This window comes from Haloarcula onubensis, from assembly GCF_031624605.1.
GTDB classification, from domain to species: Archaea; Halobacteriota; Halobacteria; order Halobacteriales; family Haloarculaceae; genus Haloarcula; species Haloarcula onubensis.
The window spans coordinates 156,912-174,152 of record NZ_JAMQOS010000007.1 but is presented as its reverse complement, the minus strand read 5'-3'; the positions used below and the strand labels follow the sequence as shown (position 1 = coordinate 174,152).

Annotated in this window: 20 protein-coding genes; 7 read left to right on the top strand and 13 right to left on the bottom strand. The window is 69.0% G+C overall.

The window, feature by feature from the left end:
• Positions 1–76: 76 nt before the first annotated feature.
• The 3 genes from NDI86_RS18910 to NDI86_RS18900 all read left to right on the top strand — a co-directional run bounded on the left by NDI86_RS18910 (position 77) and on the right by NDI86_RS18900 (position 3,117).
• Complete coding sequence (locus tag NDI86_RS18910) at positions 77–859, top strand: class I fructose-bisphosphate aldolase (protein WP_310901897.1); 783 nt, start codon at positions 77–79, stop codon at positions 857–859.
• Positions 860–1,969 (top strand): PfkB family carbohydrate kinase, encoded by a 1,110-nt coding sequence (locus NDI86_RS18905; protein WP_310901896.1) that lies wholly within the window; start codon positions 860–862, stop codon positions 1,967–1,969.
• Positions 1,970–2,259: 290 nt separating this feature from the next.
• Complete coding sequence (locus NDI86_RS18900; protein ID WP_310901895.1) at positions 2,260–3,117, top strand: eIF2B alpha/beta/delta subunit family protein; 858 nt, start codon at positions 2,260–2,262, stop codon at positions 3,115–3,117.
• On the opposite strand, the gene NDI86_RS18895 is transcribed toward NDI86_RS18900, so the two are convergent.
• Both NDI86_RS18895 and NDI86_RS18890 read right to left on the bottom strand, forming a co-directional pair.
• Positions 3,114–3,326 carry a DUF8106 domain-containing protein gene (locus tag NDI86_RS18895; RefSeq protein ID WP_310901894.1) on the bottom strand — a complete coding sequence of 71 codons (213 nt, stop codon included), beginning with the start codon at positions 3,324–3,326 and terminating at the stop codon, positions 3,114–3,116. The genes NDI86_RS18900 and NDI86_RS18895 overlap by 4 nt on opposite strands.
• 181 nt (positions 3,327–3,507) lie before the next feature.
• Complete coding sequence (locus tag NDI86_RS18890) at positions 3,508–4,254, bottom strand: proteasome assembly chaperone family protein (protein ID WP_310901893.1); 747 nt, start codon at positions 4,252–4,254, stop codon at positions 3,508–3,510.
• Between the two features lie 76 nt (positions 4,255–4,330).
• Here NDI86_RS18890 and NDI86_RS18885 point away from each other — a divergent pair, with 76 nt between their 5' ends.
• Positions 4,331–5,365 (top strand): mechanosensitive ion channel family protein, encoded by a 1,035-nt coding sequence (locus NDI86_RS18885; protein WP_310901892.1) that lies wholly within the window; start codon positions 4,331–4,333, stop codon positions 5,363–5,365.
• Here the strand turns inward: NDI86_RS18885 and NDI86_RS18880 are convergent.
• Positions 5,338–5,778 carry a universal stress protein gene (locus NDI86_RS18880; RefSeq protein ID WP_310901891.1) on the bottom strand — a complete coding sequence of 147 codons (441 nt, stop codon included), beginning with the start codon at positions 5,776–5,778 and terminating at the stop codon, positions 5,338–5,340. The genes NDI86_RS18885 and NDI86_RS18880 overlap by 28 nt on opposite strands.
• 150 nt (positions 5,779–5,928) lie before the next feature.
• Between NDI86_RS18880 and tmcA the strand changes: the two genes are divergently transcribed.
• From tmcA to NDI86_RS18865, 3 genes are read left to right on the top strand one after another with little or no spacing between them, the layout of a single operon-like run.
• Positions 5,929–8,163, top strand: a complete 2,235-nt coding sequence (tmcA, locus tag NDI86_RS18875) for a tRNA(Met) cytidine acetyltransferase TmcA (protein WP_310901890.1) — start codon at positions 5,929–5,931, stop codon at positions 8,161–8,163.
• Between the two features lie 7 nt (positions 8,164–8,170).
• Positions 8,171–8,668 carry a DUF456 domain-containing protein gene (locus NDI86_RS18870; protein WP_310901889.1) on the top strand — a complete coding sequence of 166 codons (498 nt, stop codon included), beginning with the start codon at positions 8,171–8,173 and terminating at the stop codon, positions 8,666–8,668.
• Positions 8,655–8,819, top strand: a complete 165-nt coding sequence (locus NDI86_RS18865; RefSeq protein ID WP_310901888.1) for a DUF8014 family protein — start codon at positions 8,655–8,657, stop codon at positions 8,817–8,819. The genes NDI86_RS18870 and NDI86_RS18865 overlap by 14 nt, the downstream gene beginning before the upstream one ends.
• Here NDI86_RS18865 and NDI86_RS18860 read toward each other — a convergent pair.
• The 10 genes from NDI86_RS18860 to NDI86_RS18815 form a co-directional block, all read right to left on the bottom strand.
• Complete coding sequence (locus NDI86_RS18860; RefSeq protein ID WP_310901887.1) at positions 8,816–9,547, bottom strand: GNAT family N-acetyltransferase; 732 nt, start codon at positions 9,545–9,547, stop codon at positions 8,816–8,818. The two genes, NDI86_RS18865 and NDI86_RS18860, sit on opposite strands and share 4 nt — an antisense overlap.
• A gap of 78 nt (positions 9,548–9,625) precedes the next feature.
• Complete coding sequence (locus NDI86_RS18855; RefSeq protein ID WP_310901886.1) at positions 9,626–9,985, bottom strand: DUF8055 family protein; 360 nt, start codon at positions 9,983–9,985, stop codon at positions 9,626–9,628.
• Positions 9,986–9,991: 6 nt separating this feature from the next.
• A complete protein-coding gene (locus tag NDI86_RS18850; protein WP_310901885.1) occupies positions 9,992–11,644 on the bottom strand; it encodes an FAD-dependent monooxygenase in 1,653 nt (550 codons plus the stop codon).
• Positions 11,637–13,289: an electron transfer flavoprotein subunit alpha/FixB family protein gene (locus NDI86_RS18845; RefSeq protein WP_310901884.1), complete on the bottom strand. Its 1,653-nt coding sequence runs from the start codon at positions 13,287–13,289 to the stop codon at positions 11,637–11,639. Before NDI86_RS18845 ends, NDI86_RS18850 begins: the two co-directional genes overlap by 8 nt.
• A 2-nt stretch (positions 13,290–13,291) precedes the next feature.
• Entirely contained in the window at positions 13,292–14,155 is an 864-nt protein-coding gene (locus NDI86_RS18840) for an electron transfer flavoprotein subunit beta/FixA family protein (RefSeq protein ID WP_310901883.1), read from the bottom strand.
• An 86-nt stretch (positions 14,156–14,241) separates the two neighbouring features.
• Positions 14,242–14,571, bottom strand: coding sequence for a 4Fe-4S dicluster domain-containing protein (locus tag NDI86_RS18835; protein WP_310901882.1), 330 nt, complete (start codon positions 14,569–14,571; stop codon positions 14,242–14,244).
• Positions 14,572–14,657: 86 nt separating this feature from the next.
• Positions 14,658–15,122, bottom strand: a complete 465-nt coding sequence (locus NDI86_RS18830) for a pyridoxamine 5'-phosphate oxidase family protein (protein WP_310901881.1) — start codon at positions 15,120–15,122, stop codon at positions 14,658–14,660.
• Positions 15,123–15,190: 68 nt separating this feature from the next.
• A complete protein-coding gene (locus tag NDI86_RS18825) occupies positions 15,191–15,982 on the bottom strand; it encodes a DUF5803 family protein (protein ID WP_310901880.1) in 792 nt (263 codons plus the stop codon).
• Position 15,983: 1 nt separating this feature from the next.
• The gene (locus NDI86_RS18820; protein ID WP_310901879.1) at positions 15,984–16,658 is read right to left on the bottom strand and encodes a DUF2110 family protein; all 675 of its coding nucleotides are present in this window, start codon (positions 16,656–16,658) and stop codon (positions 15,984–15,986) included.
• Positions 16,658–17,182: a transcription factor gene (locus tag NDI86_RS18815; RefSeq protein WP_310901878.1), complete on the bottom strand. Its 525-nt coding sequence runs from the start codon at positions 17,180–17,182 to the stop codon at positions 16,658–16,660. The genes NDI86_RS18820 and NDI86_RS18815 overlap by 1 nt, the downstream gene beginning before the upstream one ends.
• Positions 17,183–17,241 lie beyond the last annotated feature (59 nt).

Genomic DNA, 17,241 nt, shown 5'->3' with positions numbered 1-17,241 from the left:
GACAAAAACGAACACGAACACGAGTAAAGACACAGAACCGAAATCTGTTAATGTGCCTTCTGGGTAGTTCACAATCATGCGACCCCTTGGAGACTCACCACTCGTTCGTAACGACAAGACGCTTGTGCTGGCACACGACCACGGGATGGAGCACGGTCCCAAGCAGTTCAGCGGCGTCGAGGAACGACTCGATCCGAACCAGGTCTTCGAGATGGCGACACACGACGCCGTCACGGCCCTCGCCGTAGGGAAGGGGCTGACGGAGACGTACTACCCGAGCTACAAGGACGACGTGAACCTCCTCGCCAAGCTCAACGGCGGCTCGGACCTCTGGATGGGCGACCCCTACTCCCCGCACAACTGGACCGTCGACTACGCCGCCGAACTCGACGTCGACGCCATCGGCTACACTATCTACCCCGGCGTCAACCGCGAGACGGACATGTTCGAGGACTTCCGCCCGGTCCAGGAGTCCGCTCGCGACCACGACCTCCCCATCGCCCTGTGGTCCTACCCGCGCGGCCAGGCCGTCAAGGAACACCGCAGCAAGGAGATCATCGCCTACGCCGCCCGTCTGGGGCTAGAGCTTGGCTCTGACTTCACGAAGGTCAAGTACCCGCGTAGCAAGGAGAACATGCGCTATGCCGTCCAGTCGGCCGCCGACAACCGCGTCCTGCTGTCGGGTGGCTCGAAGTCCTCCGACCGCGAGTTCCTCGAACTCGTCGAGGACTGCATGGACGTCGGCGTCGCCGGCCTCGCCGTCGGCCGCAACGTCTGGCAGCGCGAGAACCCCTACGAGATGCTGGACATGCTCGAAGAGGTCGTCTTCGAGGGCGCCAGCGCGGACGACGTCCTGTAGATGGACGACGGGACGGGGCGGGCCGTCGAGGCCGCCCGCGAGCAACTGCCCGACGACATCGACCCTCGCCGGGTGGTGTTTGGCTTCGACGGCTACCTCGACCGCGTCCGCGAAGTCGTCGCCGACCGCACCGACCCGACCAGTTACGAACGGCTGCCGCGGCTCGCCGACTTCCGCGACCGACTGGACCGCTCGGTCGAAGCCGGGAGTTCGCTGACCTACGAGTGGCTCGAAGACGGCCGCCGCACCGGCGGCCACACCTGCCACCTGTCGCGGGCCTTCGGCACCTGGGGCTTCGAACCGACGCTCGTCGGGATGTACGGCGACCCCGTCCAGGAGACCTTCGAGCGGGAGTTCGGCGGGTACGACCTCCACTCGATAGGCGAGCCCGGCGTCACGGACGCCGTCGAGTTCGACGACGGGAAGCTGATGCTGACCGAAATCGGCGATACGATGACGCTGGACTGGGCGGGGCTTGACGACCGCTTCGGCCACGACCGCCTCCTCGGGCGCCTCGACGGCGCGGCGCTGCTGGGCGTGGGCTACTGGTCTGAGACGCCCCACACACCGACCGTACTGTCGGGGCTTCGCGACCGCTGGGCCGACGTTGCCGACCCGCCCGAGACGGTACTGGTCGACCCCGGTGACGTGCGAAAGCTCGACCCCGACCGCCTGCGCTCGGGCCGCGAGGCCATCGGCGAGTTGGCCGGCGTGACCGACGTGGTCGTCTCGGCCAACCGCGCGGAGACGGAGGTGCTGGCGGACGCCTACGCCGGCGAGGCGGACCGCTCGTTCGCGGCCGCCGCCGAGGCCGTCTTCGACGCGCTCGACCCGACGTGGTTCGTCGGCCACGGCGTCGACCGCTCCGTGGTCGTCACCGCCGACGACACGGAGAGCGTGGCGGTCCCGGCCGTCGACGAGCCCGCGATGACGACCAGTTCCGGCGACCACTTCAACGCCGGCCTCGCCCTGGCTCGCATCACGGAACTCGACCCCGCGCCCGCCGTCGTCGTCGGCAACGCCGTCGCCGGCTACTTCGTCCGCACCGCCGACCAGCCCTCGCTCGACGACGTTCGCGCGTTCGTGGGCGACTACCTGGCGAAGTTCTGAATCCCAGCGCGGGCCACGGGCCCGTTGTTCGTGACTCGACTAACCACAGAGTCTCGTAGCCGCTCCAACATCTACCCGGGTGGACTGAAAGGGGCGAGCGGCTGAACGAAAGCGGGCGACACAAGCACCGGAGGGAACGCAGTGACCGAGGAGCGCAGGGAGCCCCCCGATTTCAGCCGCTCGGGGCTTTCTGGCTGGTATCATCACCGACGACCACAGTCCCACCGGAGACGAATTATGCTAGCCGGTGATGGGGAAAACACATATCTGTCGGCCTCGCAGCCGGGTGTATGATAGACGAGACAGTCGCGGAGATAGAGGGGATGCAGACACACAGCTCCTCCGTGGTCGCTACCAAGGCCGCGACGGCGTTGCGGGAGCTGACAGACCGGGAGTTCCCGACTGTCGAGGAGTACGTCCGCACGCTGGAGCGCAACAGCCGCGCGCTGCGGCGAGCCAACCGGTCCCACGCGTCCTTGCACACTACCCAGCGCGAAATCGTCGAGACGGTCACAGACGCCGACCCCGAGGATGTCTCGACGGCCAAGGGACTGACGGTCGAGGCCATCGACCGGGTCGTCACCGACGTGGAGTCGGCGAAAGAGCGCGCGGCAGAGCGAGGGGCCGCGGCGCTGGCCGAGGAGGACGTGCTGTTTACGCACGACTTCTCCTCGACGGTGCTGGCGGCCATCGAGGCGGCCGTCGCCGACGGCGAGACGTTCGAGGTGTACGTCTCCGAGTCCCGGCCGCGCTACCTGGGACGGAAGATGGCGCGGAAGCTCGGTGCGATGGACGGCGTCGACGTGACGCTACTGGTCGACGCGGCGTCGGGCCACTACCTCGCGGAGGCCGACCGGGTCGTCGTCGGGATGGACTGTATCGTCGACGAGACGCTGTACAACCGCATCGGCACGTATCCGCTGGCGGCGACGGCGGCCCGCGAGGGGGTGCCGATGACCGTCGTCGGCGCCGCCTCGAAGTTCGTCGACGGCGCCTTTGCCTTCGAGAACGAGATTCGTTCGCCGTCGGAGGTCCACCGCGAACCGGCCGACGAGTTCACGGTCGGCAACCCGGCCTACGACGCGACGCCGCTGTCGCTACTCGACTCGATAGTCACGGACAAAGAGACCCACGACCTCTCGGACTAGTTCTCGTCGCTCTCGGGGCGGTTGCTGATTACCGTGTGACACCAGGGGCAGCGGTAGACGCGGCCCTGGTCGGTCTGTTCGAGTTCCCAGTCGCCGGTGACCGGACTCTCGTGGCCACAGGAGGGACAGAACAGCAGCGCCTTCATGCGACTGTCCGGTGGCGGCGCGGTGGCTGTCGCGTTGACGGGGAGGGACTTGGTGGAGGTCATCGTGTGGTCACAGGGTCCCGACAGTGAAATAAGTGTTGGCGATTTGTTTGATTATTCACGCACAATCGCTACGTCTTGCAGAAATAATCAGTACGATTGCCGTGACAAGGAGACACACCCGACCGGAACTGGAACGCCAGCCAGCCGAAGCGAGCCGTGCAACCGACTCCGAGCGGCCGGGTCACATGTACATTCGGTCGTCCGGCATCGCGCGCTCGTCGGCCGATTCGATGCGCTCGGCCAGCGCCCGGTACTGGGCTTCGACGGTGGCGGCGAACGACTCCAGCGGGCCCGTGTCGACATCGATATCGTGGGTCGCGGTCAGCGCGTCGAGCAGGCGGATGGCGGCGGCCGCGTCGGGGGCCTGCGGATGGGCCGGCGTGGTGAACACGCCGACGGGTCGCTCGTCGTCGCCGATGCCGTCGGCCACCAGTTCGGCCGTGACGCCGTCGAGGAAACCGTTCCCCATCGGCCGGATGTCGGTGTCGTCCAGGTACCGGTCGCGGTAGTCCTCGGTCGCGATGTAGAACGGCACGTGGTCGTCGGGGCCGTGGGCGACGGGGACGCCGGTCAGGGCGGTGAGGCTCTCGGGGGCGAGGCGTTCGGCGAGGGCCGAGAGGGCGGCGGCCGTCTCCTCGGCGGCGCCGACCGGGACCATGCGCTCCCCGACGACGACGGCCAGCGACCGGGCCCCGTCCACGTACAGGCGCGTGTGGTGGCGCGGGACGCCGCTCTCGAACGGCGTGATGCTGGGCGGGCCCGCGGTGACGAGGTGGCCCGCCTCCCGCATGTCCAGTTGGTCGGAGAGGTAGTCGACGGCGGTCAGCCCGGCCAGACCGTACTCCGTGAACCCGACCACGAGCGTGTCGATGTCGACGGCGGTGTCTTGCACCTCGAATCGCGGCGTCGAGCTATCGGCAGTGGGCATGAGGGACTCTTCGACACCCCGCGGCAAGCCTCTTTCGAGGGGAACGTTTTTCTCGCCGTACCCACCACTGTGTTCCATGCAACCCGGTCGCGTCTTGCTGTTGCAGCGCTCGCCGACTGCGACACCGGCCGGGACCGGACAGCCGTCCGACTTCACTCAGACGGTCGTCTCGTTGTTACCGTTTACTGTCGACCCGTGGGTCGGTCGCCTGCTCGCGACCGTCGTCGTCGTCGCGCTGGCGTGGGGCGCCTCGCGGCTCCTCGTCCGGCTGTTTGGCCGGCGCATCGCCCAGTGGTTCCGTCGGCCGAGCCTCACCCGGACCGCGCTGCGCGGCCTCAAAATGGCGGTGTATCTGTTCGCGCTTGTCACCATCATGGGCGTCTGGGGGCTCCGAATCACCGAGATAGGGCTCTCGGTCGCCGTCTTCTCCGCAGTGGTCGGTGTGGTCGTCGCGCCCATCGTCGGCAGTTTCATCTCCGGGGTGTTCCTGCTGGCCGACCAGCCCTACGAGATCGGCGACATGATAGAACTGGCCGACCGGGACCAGCGGGGGTTCGTCGAGGACATCACGCTGCGCCACACGAAGATATTCACCCTCGACAACTCGTTTCTGGTCATCCCGAACGGGACGATGCGGGACCGCGACGTCGTCAACTACTCCGCCGAGGACCCCCGGATGCGCCTCTCGCTCGACGTGCTGGTCACCTACGAGAGCGACCTCGATCAGGCCCGGTCGCTCGTCGAACAGGCCGCCAGACAGGTGGACACGATAATCAGCGGCGGCCCGGACATCCGCGTCGGCGCCGCCCGCTACCCCGCGGCACCGACCTGTTACATCAACGAGTACGGCGACCACGGGGTCCTGTTGACGCTGCGCTACTGGGTGACGGAGCCGTACAAACTGCTCGCGGCCCGCTCGAAGGTCCAGACCAACCTCGAACCCATGGTCGAGGACGCCGACGTGGAGTTCGCCTACCCCCACTCGCACCTGCACTTCGACGAGACCAGCGGTGCCATGGAGCTGTCGATGGTCGACCAGCGGGCCAGGGAGATGGGCGACGCGATAGGCGACGGCCCCCGCCCTCAGTCCTCCGACGCCGACGGGGAGTGACGCGGCGCGCCCGTCGAACTGACGGTGACGATGTCGCAGTCGAGTTCCTCGCGCAGGAACCGCTCGATGTCGGGGTCGTCGACGAGACGGCGAATCATCTTTCGCCAGCGGCTGGCCTGTTTCGAGCCGATGACGACCACGTCGGCGTCGTTGGCCGCGACCTCGTCGAGAATCGTCTCCTCGACGAGCATCCCGGAGCGGACGATGTAGCGGCTCCGGGGGACGTGCCCGAACGCCTCTTCGACGGCCCGCTTTAACTCCGCCCGCGAGACGCGAGTTCCGTTCTGATACAGGTTGACGTGGAGGACGGTGAGGTCGGCGTCTTCCTCTTCGGCGATTTTGATTGCCTCGGCCAGCGTCCGTCTGGAGTCTTTCGTCAGCGGATAGCGGACCGGGACCACGACCTGTGGCATTGGAATTACCAACGCCGTCGGGGGGTAAAACCCTAGCGACACGGACAGCTATCGCCACCAGGGGGCGCGGTCAGTGGGCTCGTGGTTCCGGCACGGCCTCCTGGCCCGTGGTTCCGTCAGTTCCATACGGACCCGCCCCACAGAGGGGGTATGGAACTGGCCCGGACGCTCCGTGCCGAGGCCGAACGCGCCGACGAGCGGCGGGTGCTCGTCCTGGCCGGCGACCCCGAACTGACCCGCGAGCGGGCGGCCGCGGCGCTGTCCGCGACCGACATCCCCACCGACGAGACGACGCTCCTGGGTCCCGACCCGTTCCTCGACTGCGAGCGCCACGACCAGCGTCGCGCCGCGGAGTTGCTGGGCCGGACGCGGTCGGCCGTGGTCCTCGACGCCCACGCGGCGTGTCGGCCGAACGCGCTCGGGACCGCCGTGGGCGCGGTCGAGGGCGGCGGCCTGCTCCTCGTCCTCGCGCCGCCGCTCGACGAGTGGCCCGACCGCCGGGACGAGTTCGATACGTCGCTCGCGGTGCCGCCGTTCGACCGCGCCGACGTGACCGGGAACTTCCGCCGTCGGCTGGTCGAGACTCTCAGGGCCCACCGCGGTGTCGCCGTGGTCGCCGTCGACGGTGACGGGGAGACGGTCGAGAAGTCCGGGCTCACCGACCCGCCGCCGCGGTGTCCCCGGACGGTGCCCGACGCCCCTGCCGACCACGCCTTCGCCGCGGCGACGTACGCGGCCTGCCGGACGGCCGACCAGCGCGACGCGGTCCGCGCGCTCGAACCGCTCGCTTCGCCCGGCCACGCCGTCGTCGTGGAGGCGGACCGCGGGCGGGGCAAGTCCAGCGCCGCGGGCCTGGCCGCCGCGAACCTCGCCAGGCAGGGGCTGGACGTACTCGTGACCGCGCCGCAGTACCGCAGCGCCGCGGCGGTGTTCACCCGCGCGGCCGCGCTGCTGGCGACGCTCGGCGAGTCCGTCGAGCGCGACCGGGCGGACACCGCCCGGCGACTGACCGTCCGCCCCGCAAGCGACGGCGGGGAGCGCGGCCGAATCCGGTTCGAGCCGCCGGCCAGCGCGGTCGACCTGCCCGACGACCCCGACGTCGTCCTCGTCGACGAGGCGGCCGCTCTGCCGGTCCGTCGGCTCGAAGCGCTCCTCTCGGCGCCGTCGGTGGCCTTCACCACGACCGTCCACGGCTACGAGGGCGCGGGCCGTGGCTTCTCGGTCCGGTTCCGGGACCGCCTCGCCGACTGCGACCACAGCGTCACCGAGGTGTCGATGACCGCGCCCATCCGCTACGCGGCGGCCGACCCCGTCGAGGTGTGGGCGTTCCGGGCGCTCCTGCTCGACGCGCGGCCGCCGGTGGCGCCGCTCGTCACCGACGCGACGCCGGAGACGGTCAGCTACCGCCGGCTCACCGCCGCGGACCTGCTGGCCGACGAGCACCTGCTCCGGGAGACGTTCGGCCTGCTCGTCCTGGCCCACTATCGGACGGAACCGACCGACCTCGCGCGCCTGCTGGACGCCCCGAACCTCTCCGTGCGGGCGCTGACCCACCGCGGCCACGTCGTCGCCGTGGCGCTGCTGGCTCGGGAGGGCGCCCTGGACGGCGAGCGGCGGGCGCGGATGTACGACGGCGGGCGCGTCCGGGGCAACATGATTCCCGACGTGCTGACGACACAGCTCCGTGACCGGGAGGCCGGCGTCCCGGTCGGACAGCGCGTCCTCCGCATCGCCACCCACGGGGCCGTCCGGTCGCGCGGGCTGGGGTCGCGCCTGCTCGCCGAGATTCGCGCGGAGTTCGCCGACGAGGTGGACTGGCTGGGCGTCGGCTTCGGCGCGACGCCGGAGCTCCTCGATTTCTGGCGGGCGAACGGCTACCGGACGCTCCACCTCTCTACCACGCGCAACGACCGCAGCGGGGAGTACTCGGCCGTCATGCTCGACCCCTGCAGCGACGCCGGGGCGGCGCTGGCGGCGCGCCACAGCGAGTGGTTCTGTGACCGCATCGGCGCCACGCTGACCGACGCGCTGGAAGATGTCGACCCCGACGTGGTCCGGGCCGCGCTCGCGGCCGTCGACGCCGAACCGGAACCGGCCCTCTCGGCGTGGGAGTGGCGGCTGGTCGCCGGGCTCCCGAGCGGCGCGTCCATCCTCGACACCGACCCGGCGCCGTTCCGACGACTCGCGCTCCGGCACCTCGTGGCCCCGGCCGACGCGGACGCGCTGTCGGCCCGCGAGGAGCGTCTGCTGGTCCGGAAAGTGTTGCAGGCCAATCCCTGGGGCGACGTGGCCGACGAGATGGGCTTCGTCTCCGAGCGCGAGTGCAAGCGCGCGCTCGGTGGAAGCGTCGAAACGTTGACCCGACTCTACCGCGAACCTCCGTAGGCACGCCATGTTGCTCTCCATCGAGACCGGGCTGGTGGTGCTTGCCTTCCTGTTGCTCGTCGGCGGCGTCGCGGGCAGCCTCGTCCCGCAGGTCCCCGGCGCGCTGCTCTCGCTCGCCGGCGTCTTCACCTACTGGTACGCCACCGGCGAGCCGGGGCTTGCGCTGCTCGCCGCACTCGTCCTCGTCGGGGTCCTGACGTGGGTCGTGGACTTCGTCGGCGGCGCCATCGCCGCCCGCGCCGGCGGGGCGTCGAACCTGACCGCACTGCTCGCGGGCGTGGTCGCGCTGGTCCTCTTTTTCGTGACCGGCCCGCTGGGCATCATCCTCGGCGTCGCCGTGACGGTGTTCGCCGTCGAGTTCTACCGCCAGCGGGACGCCCGGAAGGGGGCGAAGGCCGCGCTCGTCACGACCGTCGGAATGCTGGCCTCCAGCGTCGCACAGGCGCTTCTGACCGGCTCGATACTGCTCGCGATGCTCGGGTCGCACTGCTGTGACGACCTGTGAGGAGCCCGACTGTGACCGGACCGCGGCCGTTCGGCTACACATCCCGTGGCGAGCGGACATGGTCGTCTGCCCCGCCCACGCCCGGGGCTGGGCCACGCGGGACGGCGTGGTTCCCGACCCGCTGCCGGACCGCGAGGGGGAGTGGCCCTAGAGCTTGCGGGCCAGCATCACCTCGTCGGCGTACGCCTCGCCGAGTTTGTAGTGGTCCGCGCGGACGGCTTCGGTCTCCCACTCGTGGGCCTCGAGGAACTCGATGGCCGCCTCGTTCGTCGAGGGGACGGAGTTGTACAGCTTCTCACAGCCCTGCTCGGCGGCCCACTCGGTGCCCCGTTCGAGCAGCCGACTGCCGATGCCCTGGCCGCGGTACTGGGCCAGGACGCCCACGGTGAGTTCGGCGGTGTGACTGAGCTTCGCCGTCTCGGGACGTTCGATGTGGACCCAGCCGACCACGTCCCCGTCGACGGTGGCGACGAAGAAGATGCGCGACTCGACCTCGTTGTGCCGCATGATGACGCCCTCGCTGTCGACGATGTCGGCGACCGTCTCGGCGTCGACGTACTCGCCGCTGCCGATGGCCGCGCGTATCGCCCCGACCAGGCCGTCGAGGTCGTCCTGGTCGGCCTGTCGGATGGTAAAGGAAACCGCCTCCGTCTCGTAGGAGTGGGTCTCCGTGTCCTCGTAGGCGATACGGAGTTCGTCGTCGGTCCGTGTCACCATCCCCTGGCGCTGGAGGATGACGAGGTGGTGGCCGAAGGGGCGGTGTTCCATCCCGAGCGCCTTGCGCGTCTGCTCGGCGGAGACGCTTCCGTGGGACTCGACGTACTCGTAGATGTCCCGCCTGTCGGGGTGGTCGAACTGCAGTGGCTCTGTGAGCTCCATGGTCCACGGTACCACGCCCCAACATGTCAAAGGTTGTCACACTCTCCGTGCGAGGTTGTGGCCAGATACGGGCCGGGGCTACCGGCCGGGGACGCCGGTGAGAACCGCGGCGACGGCGCGGGCGTCGTGGGTGTCGACCAGTAGCTCAGCGGCCGTTCGAAGCGAGTAGCTCCCCGACAGGTCGACGCCGTAGCAGGCGCCGTAACAGGCGAGCCAGCGGTCGAACGTGGCCTGCAGCCGCCGGAACTGCTGGCGTTCGAATCGGTGCCAGTCGGCGCCGGTGCGGGCCTCACAGTACAGCGCCACCGTGGGCCCGACGCCGAGTCGGACCACGTCGGCCGCGAGTTCGTCGTCGGGCGGGTCCGGGTCGAGGACGGTCGCGAACTCCCTGGCGTGTGCGTCGAGTTCGCGGATGCGGTCCTCGTATGCCGTCGCCACCGTGGCTCACCCCTGTTCGAAGTCGACGCCCTTCCCACCGGCGGGGTGTTCCCACTCGGTGTCGGCGACGACGGCGCAGGTGCCACACTCGACGCAGGGCTGGGTGTCGAGGCTGACGACGTGCTCCTCGTGGCCGTTCGTGCGGACCAGTTCGTCGCGGTAGCAGCCCCCGCCGAAGGCCTCGGCGCTGACCGGGCAGGCGGTGACGGCCGTCCCGGAAGCCTCGACGGAGTTGTCGACAAGCCGGATGTGTGGCTCGCCCACGTCGTAGGTCAGGTCGCCGATGCGCTCGTCCAGTTCCGGCGGCTCGACGTGGCTCTCTGCGTCGACCGGTTCGCCCAGTTCCTCGGCGATGACGGTCGGCAGCGTCACGTAGGCGAGCCCGGTGTCGGGAATCGCCGCGACGAGCCGCGGGGAGTTGTAGGCCCGTTCGAGGAGTCCGGGGGCTTTGCGGACCGCCAGCCGTCCCAGCGCGGAGTCGGCCACGGCGGTCGCGGCCCTGTCCAGCACGCCCACTTCGCCGAGCCGTCCAAGGCGGTCGTAGCTCCGCGGTCGCAGCTTCGCCATGACGCCCTCCTCGCGGAGCTTGCGCTCGTACAGTTCTCCGGCGCGGTGCGGGTCGCCCCGCGAGCGCGCGTCGGCGAACGCCTCGGCGGCCAGCGCCCCCGCGGTGACGGCGTGGTTCATCCCCTTGATGATGGGACCCTGGGCCTGCATCTGCCCGGCGGCGTCGCCGACCAGAACGAGCCGGTCCTCGTGAGGTGACTCGTGGGCCACCTTCTTCGAGTCCGGCACGAGCTTCGCGCTGTACTCCCGTTCGCGGTAGTCGTCGCCGAGCCACTGCGCCAACAGTGGGTGTGTCAGCAGGGCGTCGAGCAGTTCCTGCGGTTCGGCCCGCTGGTCGGCCAGCGAGTCCAGGTGGAACACCGTCCCGATGGAGAGCGACTCCCGGTTGGTGTAGAGGAACCCGCCGCCCCGGACCCCGTCGAAGAGGTCACCAGAGAACAGGTGGGCCTCCCCCTCGTCGGGCGCGATGTCGAAGCGGTCGTCGAGCACCGCCGGGTCCATGTCGACGACGGCTTTCACGCCCTGGAACCACTCCTCCGGGTCGTCCCAGTCCATCAGCCCGGCGTCCCGGGCGAGTTCGGAGTTGACGCCGTCGGCGGCCACGACGAGGTCGGCCTCGATGGGCTCCAGTTCCTCCGTGCGGACGCCGACGATTTCGCCGTCCTCGCGCAGCAGCCCCGTGACGTGAATCTCGGTCAGGAGGCCGCCGCCGGTCTCGCGGGTCCGCTCGTGAACGCGCTCGGCCAGCCACGAGTCCATCGGTCGCCGGAGTACGGCGTCGGCCCACGCGGTGTCGTGGTGGTGGAGCTCGCCGATGTCGAACGTCTTGACCTCGTCGGCGGCGACGTTGTGAATGTAGTTGTCGGTGACCGGGCGCTCCGTCGCCGCCTCGCGGAAGTCGGGGAACAGGCCATCGACGGTGTAGGGCGCCGACTCCTCGGCGTAGATGACGCCCCCGGAGACGTTCTTCGAACCGGCGTCGACGCCCCGCTCCAGAACCAGAGTCTCGACGCCGTTGCGCGCCAGCGTGGCGGCTGCGGCGGCGCCGCCGGGTCCACAGCCGACGACGACGGCCTCGTACTTCTCAGTCATCGCTGGCCTCCACGACCGGGGCGAGTCGCCCCGTTTCGACGGCCTCCGTGAGCCTCGGAAGTACCTCGAAGAGGTCGCCCTCGATGACGTAGTCAGAGAACTCCCGGATGTCGGCCTCGGGGTCGGTGTTGACCGCGATGATGGTCTCGGCCTCGTCGCAACCGACCTTGTGCTGGACGGCCCCGGAGATACCGGCGGCGATGTAGATATCCGGTTCGACGACCTGTCCCGACTCCCCTATCTGGCGCTCCTCGGTGACGTACTCCTCGACGTGGCTGTCGAAGGCATACGAGGAGGTGATGACGCCCCGCGAGAGCCCCAGGTCGGCGTCCTCGAAGGCGTCGACGAGGTCAAGCGCCAGTTCGATACCCCGCGTCGGGTCGTCGCCGATGCCTCGACCGACCGCGACGACCACGTCGTTGCCCGAGAGGTCGACGCCGCCCGAGAGCCGGGCCACGTCGGTCACGTCGACGGCGAACCAGTCGTCGTCCAGTTCGAGGTCGTACGCGACCACCTCGGCCTCCCGCTCGGGGTCGGGGTCGGGCACGTCGAAACTGCCCGGGATAACACTCGCACCCTGCGGATGGAAGTCCCGGTTGGGCTTGTCGATACAGAGAATCGTCGAGTACTCGAACCCCGAGAAGTCCGGCCGCTTCATGTGTAACACCCGGTCGAACTCCTTTTTCTCGCCCGCGGTGCCCACCTTCGCCGGGTTCGAGATGACCTCGCTCTCGATGTACAGCCCAGAGCAGTCCGACGCCAGCCCGGAGTCGAGTGCCCCCTGGACCAGCGCCGAGAGGTCCCGGCCGTTGTTCGTCGCCGGGAACAGCGTGTACCGGGGTTCGTGGTACTCTTTCCAGTCGACGGCCTCGTGGCCCTCGCTGGCCAGGTCGCCGCCCGCCCGCATCATGTCCACCACGATTTCGGTGTAGGGCGTGTGCCGGAACCGCTCCAGCCTGCTGTCCTCGTGATAGACCACCAGGTCCGCGCCGTGGGCGGTGACCTCCTCGACGTAGTCGCTCGCGTCGGCACCCACCAGGACCGCCACGACGCGCTCCTCGCTGCCGTAGGCCTCGTTGTAGCCGTCCATCAGTTCGCGGGCCTTCCCCAGCATCTCGCGGGAGACGTCGAGCAGTTCGCCCGCGTGGGTCTCACAGTAGACCCACATGTCGCGGTAGTCGCCGCCGACGGTCCCCTCGACCCACTGCTTCTCGTTGGTCGGGTGGTCCAGTTCGGGGTACTTCTCCTCGGGTGGCACGGTCTCGACGGCCTCGGTCTGCTCCTCGCTCCCCTCGACGGAGTCGATACGGCTCTCGATTTGGCTGACCGCGCCGTCGCGGTCGGGGCCTTCGCGCTCCCGTTCGAGGAGCGTCCGCAGGGCGTCCGCGTCGTCGATGTCCCGCACCATGTTCGCCACGTCGGCGGTCGATAGCTCGGCGAGGTCGACCGCCGTCGGGTCCGGCGGGCCGCTCTCGGCCGCTTCGACTTTCTCGATACGGTCCTCGATGAGCGTCTCGACCGGCGGGCGGGCGTCGCCCTCGCGTTCGAGGTCGAGCATCGCCCGGAGTTCCTCGGGGTCCTCGATGGCTTTCAGCTTCGGTCCCAGGTCGGCAATCTCGTACTCGCGGGGGTCTATCTCGGGCATCGTCAGTCACCGCCCGCGTAGGGAGCCAGTTCGTCGAGGACCGGTTCGAGGCCCCCCGGAGACGCGCCGTCGACCACCGTCGCGTCGCGTTCGGCGGGTGCCTTCGGGATGGGGTCCACCCCGGCGACGATGGTCGGCGAGCCGTCCAGGCCGATGTAGTCCGGGTCCAGGTTCAGGTCCTCGTGGTCCCACACCGTCAGGTGGTCGTCGATATCCTCGGCCCGCCGCCGTGTCTCTGCCCGGAGGTCCTTGTGTTCGAGCCGATGGCTCGCGGTGCCGTAGCTCGGTTCGAACTCCGGGTCCGCGACGACGAAACACGGCAGCGGGGCCTCGACGGTCTCGACCTCGCTCGCGTCCCCGTCGACGAGCCGTTCCGCGCGCAGTCGACCGGCGTCTGCGTCCACGTAAAGCGAGACGACGTGTGTCACCAGCGGCCAGCCGAGGCAGTAGGCCGTCTGTGGCCCGGTGTGGCCCGTCTCCCCGTCGGCGGTCTTGAACCCCGCGAAGACGACGTCGGGCGACTCGTCGAGTCGCTGGAGCCCCGTGGCGACGGTCATCGCCGTCGCCCAGGTGTCGGCCGCGCCCATCTCCCGGTCGGAGAGGAGATAGCAATCGTCGGCGTACACCTCGGCCATTCCCTCCCGGAGCACGTCTTCGTACCCCGGCGGACCCATGCTCATCAGCGAGACGCTACCCCCGTTTTTGACCTTCGTCTGGAGCGCCGCCCGCAACGCCGCCCTGTCGTTCGGATTCATCACCGTCGGCGTCTTGCCGCGTTCGAGGTGCCCCTCCTCGTCGAAGGAGACCTGCCCCTCGCGGAAGTCCGGGACGCCCTTCGTCAGTACGACCGTGTGTGTCGATGTCATGACCCTCAGTCGAAGGTCTGCCGCTACTGTTAAAAAATCTACATACCAACTGGATGCCGGAACCGTACCCGACCCCGCCGCGTCACTCAGGTACGGCCGGCGCGACCGGGGTCGACGTCGATGGCGTCGACGGGACAGACGTCCACACACAGCATACAGTCGATGCACTGGTCCTCGTGGGCCGGGTCGGCCTTTATCTCGCTCTCGGGGTGGTCGGGCGTGTCCACCCACTCGAAGACGTCGACGGGACAGTCCTCCAGACAGGCCCCGTCGGCCAGACAGATGTCGAAGTCGACGGCCACGTGGGTCCCGTGGATACCGAGCGTCTCCGGTTCCTCGACTGGGCCCCAGACGTCGTGACCCTCGTGCTGTTCGACGACGTCACGGCTGGTTTCGAACTCCGGGTCGATTGCCATACCGTGAGTTCGACCTTGCACCTAGTTAACTCTTCGATAGGGGTGGCTGCGCCGACCGCTCCGCTACCGCCGCCGGGGCGGCCCGCTCAGTTCTCGTCCTCTTTCACTTCCAGCCCCCGGACCTCGTCGATTTCCAGGCGCCAGACGGTTATCTCTTCGATGCCCTCGGCCCGCTCGAAGTCCGTGGAGAACCAGGCGTTGTCGTCCAGCGTCTCGACGGCTCGGTCCCACTCGCCGCCCGCCCGGTTCAGCGCCCGCGCGGTACCGGTCACGGCGATCGACTGCCAGTCGAAGCGGCCGCCGATGTCCGTCACGAGCAAGCGCGCCCGCTGGCCGTCGTCGATGAACTCGAACTTGGTGTTTTCGGGGCTGTCCCGGATGAGCGCGAGGAAGACGTCGTCGCCGTCGTAGCCGAAGGAGACCGGGATGCTGTAGGGCTCGTCGCCCTCGGCCAACGAGAGGACGCCCCAGCCCGCGTCGGTCAGCAGGCGGTCGATGTCGCGGTCGTCCATCGGCGTGCCCATCCACTGCCCGTATGTCTCTGTCGGCATAGCTACACCTACGACCCGCGGTCACATAACTGATGGCCGAGGTCCCGCGGGGTCCGTTGTGGCGTGGCTCAGCGCATCCCCGGCGGCGGGCCGTCGTCGCCGAAGTCCTCGTCGTCGTACTCCTCTTCTAAGTCGATACCGGCCTCCTTCCGGCGGCGTCGCACCGCCTGTAGCTGGCGCCAGTAGTACACCGTTCCGACCGTCCCGACGACGATGGCGATAGCCGCGAGGCCGCCGAAGATGTAGAGGTCGCGCTGGAGGTAGAACCGCACCCGTATCGCCCGCGAGTCCACCGGCTCGGACCAGGTGACGGTCATCCGGTCCGTCGACTGGTCGACGGATGTCTCGTAGCCACCCGGCGTGACCTGCGAGAGCAGCGGGATGCCGACGCGGCGACCCGGCGGGAGCGTCACGCTGTACGTGTTCCCGCTCGTGTACACCGGGGTCGAGAACGACTTCCCTTGCCGGGGCGCGCTGTAGGCGACCTGCCCGCTACTGTTGTTCGGCAGGTCGATGACGGTCGAGCGGCCCGTCCGCCGGGCAGTCAGCGAGGAGTTCGCGGGGCTGATGACCGTCCCGTTGTCGAACCGGAAGCGCAGGGCGCTGACGGGGACACTCTCCTCGCGGCCGAGGTCGTCGCGGCTGTAGATGGTGACCGAGGAGTTGTCCGGGACGTCGTACACCGCCCGGTAGGAGGTCCGGTTCAGCGTTATCGAGGCGTTCGACTCCGTCTCCCAGTCGTAGCTGGCGTTCTCGTTCAGTTGCCCCTCGTCGACCTCTTCGGGGCCGAAGATTCCGGTACAGCCGGCGAGAGCGGCCAGCGCGAGCACGGCGATCAGGGCGAGGGTGCGACGCTGCATATCAGGGGACGACGGCGAGTAGTTCCGACGGCATGAACCGGCCGATGTCGGCCAGCAGCCCCGGCGCGTCGGTGTCGGGGTTACAGATGACGCTCATCTCCAGCAGTCCGAGTCGCTCGACGGTGACGATGTCCTGGGCGTGGCCGGCCCTGTTGACCGTCGCACGGACCTCGGACCGGGTCGCGCTGTTGGCGTTGACGCGGCCGTTCTCGCCGCGGGTCCAGTCGTAGAGCCGGTCGACCTCCGCGTCGGCCAGCCTGGGCTCGGGCCCGGCGACGAATCGAAGCGGCATGTGCTGGACCAGCCCGAACCGCTTCCGTATCTGGGCGGGCGACCCCTGGCCCAGGTCGAGGTTCGCGGCCGGAATCCGCACGTCGCCCGCGGGGCCGGCGTCGAGGACGAAGCCGTCGTCGTCCCACGAATCGAGGGTCCCGACGTAGGTCTCGCCGGCCTCGTGGGTCGGGACGACCTCGCCGAACTCCTCGCGCAGGACGTTCCGCGCGACGACGGCGTCGGGCCCGTCGACGGTGACGACCGGGAAGTCGTCCTCGCGGTGGCCGATTTCGAACGTCACGTCCAGGTCGCCAAAGCGGTTCCGTACCAGTCCGCCCAGTCCGTCGAGCGCACGTTCTCGGGCCTCGCCCGTCACGTACACTTTGGAGCCAAGGACGACCATTAGGCCTCGGCGTCCACGTTCAGTTCCGAGCGCAACTCGTCGATGCGCCGCTCCATCGCCGTCACGAGGCGGGTGTTCTCCATCGCCTCGACCTGGCTGCCACACTCGGGGCACTCGAAGCCAAACTCCATCGCCTCGCCGAACTCGAAGCGGATGCCGCAGTGCTCACAGAGGTAGAACTCGTTGTCGCGCTCGTACTCGCGCCGTTCCTCCAGCCCCTCAAGCAGGCGGTACATCTCCTCTTCCAGTTGCTCGGGAATCTCCTCGTACTCGAAGGTCCACAGGTAGGTCAGCCACCCCGAGTCCTCGTCGCGGAGCCGACGGTAGGCCGCCAGGTCGTTCTCGTAGAGAATAAAGAGCGCGCGCCGCACGTCGTTCAGTTCCAGGCCCAGCTCCTCGGCCAGCTCCTCGTCGGTCACTTCGCCGTCCGGCGGCGCGGCGGCGACCGGCATCCCTTTCGGTCCGACCAGCTCGTGGAGGTACTTCTGTATGACGGGGTCCTCCAGCAGATCCTCAAAAGCCATTACCGGCTTCTCGGTGGGTCACGTGGTTAAAACCTCCGGAGCGCCGTCGCCGTCGCTCC

Bases quoted from the DNA above. Each gene is read 5' to 3' on its own strand.
- NDI86_RS18910 (WP_310901897.1), top strand. From the start codon at position 77: ATGCGACCCCTTGGAGACTCACCACTCGTTCGTAACGACAAGACGCTT.
- NDI86_RS18840 (WP_310901883.1), bottom strand. From the start codon at position 14,155: ATGACATCGACACACACGGTCGTACTGACGAAGGGCGTCCCGGACTTC.
- NDI86_RS18905 (WP_310901896.1), top strand. From the start codon at position 860: ATGGACGACGGGACGGGGCGGGCCGTCGAGGCCGCCCGCGAGCAACTG.
- NDI86_RS18870 (WP_310901889.1), top strand. From the start codon at position 8,171: ATGTTGCTCTCCATCGAGACCGGGCTGGTGGTGCTTGCCTTCCTGTTG.
- tmcA (WP_310901890.1), top strand. From the start codon at position 5,929: ATGGAACTGGCCCGGACGCTCCGTGCCGAGGCCGAACGCGCCGACGAG.
- NDI86_RS18850 (WP_310901885.1), bottom strand. From the start codon at position 11,644: ATGACTGAGAAGTACGAGGCCGTCGTCGTCGGCTGTGGACCCGGCGGC.
- NDI86_RS18900 (WP_310901895.1), top strand. From the start codon at position 2,260: ATGATAGACGAGACAGTCGCGGAGATAGAGGGGATGCAGACACACAGC.
- NDI86_RS18830 (WP_310901881.1), bottom strand. From the start codon at position 15,122: ATGCCGACAGAGACATACGGGCAGTGGATGGGCACGCCGATGGACGAC.
- NDI86_RS18825 (WP_310901880.1), bottom strand. From the start codon at position 15,982: ATGCAGCGTCGCACCCTCGCCCTGATCGCCGTGCTCGCGCTGGCCGCT.
- NDI86_RS18845 (WP_310901884.1), bottom strand. From the start codon at position 13,289: ATGCCCGAGATAGACCCCCGCGAGTACGAGATTGCCGACCTGGGACCG.
- NDI86_RS18815 (WP_310901878.1), bottom strand. From the start codon at position 17,182: ATGGCTTTTGAGGATCTGCTGGAGGACCCCGTCATACAGAAGTACCTC.
- NDI86_RS18880 (WP_310901891.1), bottom strand. From the start codon at position 5,778: ATGCCACAGGTCGTGGTCCCGGTCCGCTATCCGCTGACGAAAGACTCC.
- NDI86_RS18860 (WP_310901887.1), bottom strand. From the start codon at position 9,547: ATGGAGCTCACAGAGCCACTGCAGTTCGACCACCCCGACAGGCGGGAC.
- NDI86_RS18835 (WP_310901882.1), bottom strand. From the start codon at position 14,571: ATGGCAATCGACCCGGAGTTCGAAACCAGCCGTGACGTCGTCGAACAG.
- NDI86_RS18890 (WP_310901893.1), bottom strand. From the start codon at position 4,254: ATGCCCACTGCCGATAGCTCGACGCCGCGATTCGAGGTGCAAGACACC.
- NDI86_RS18895 (WP_310901894.1), bottom strand. From the start codon at position 3,326: ATGACCTCCACCAAGTCCCTCCCCGTCAACGCGACAGCCACCGCGCCG.
- NDI86_RS18885 (WP_310901892.1), top strand. From the start codon at position 4,331: ATGCAACCCGGTCGCGTCTTGCTGTTGCAGCGCTCGCCGACTGCGACA.
- NDI86_RS18820 (WP_310901879.1), bottom strand. From the start codon at position 16,658: ATGGTCGTCCTTGGCTCCAAAGTGTACGTGACGGGCGAGGCCCGAGAA.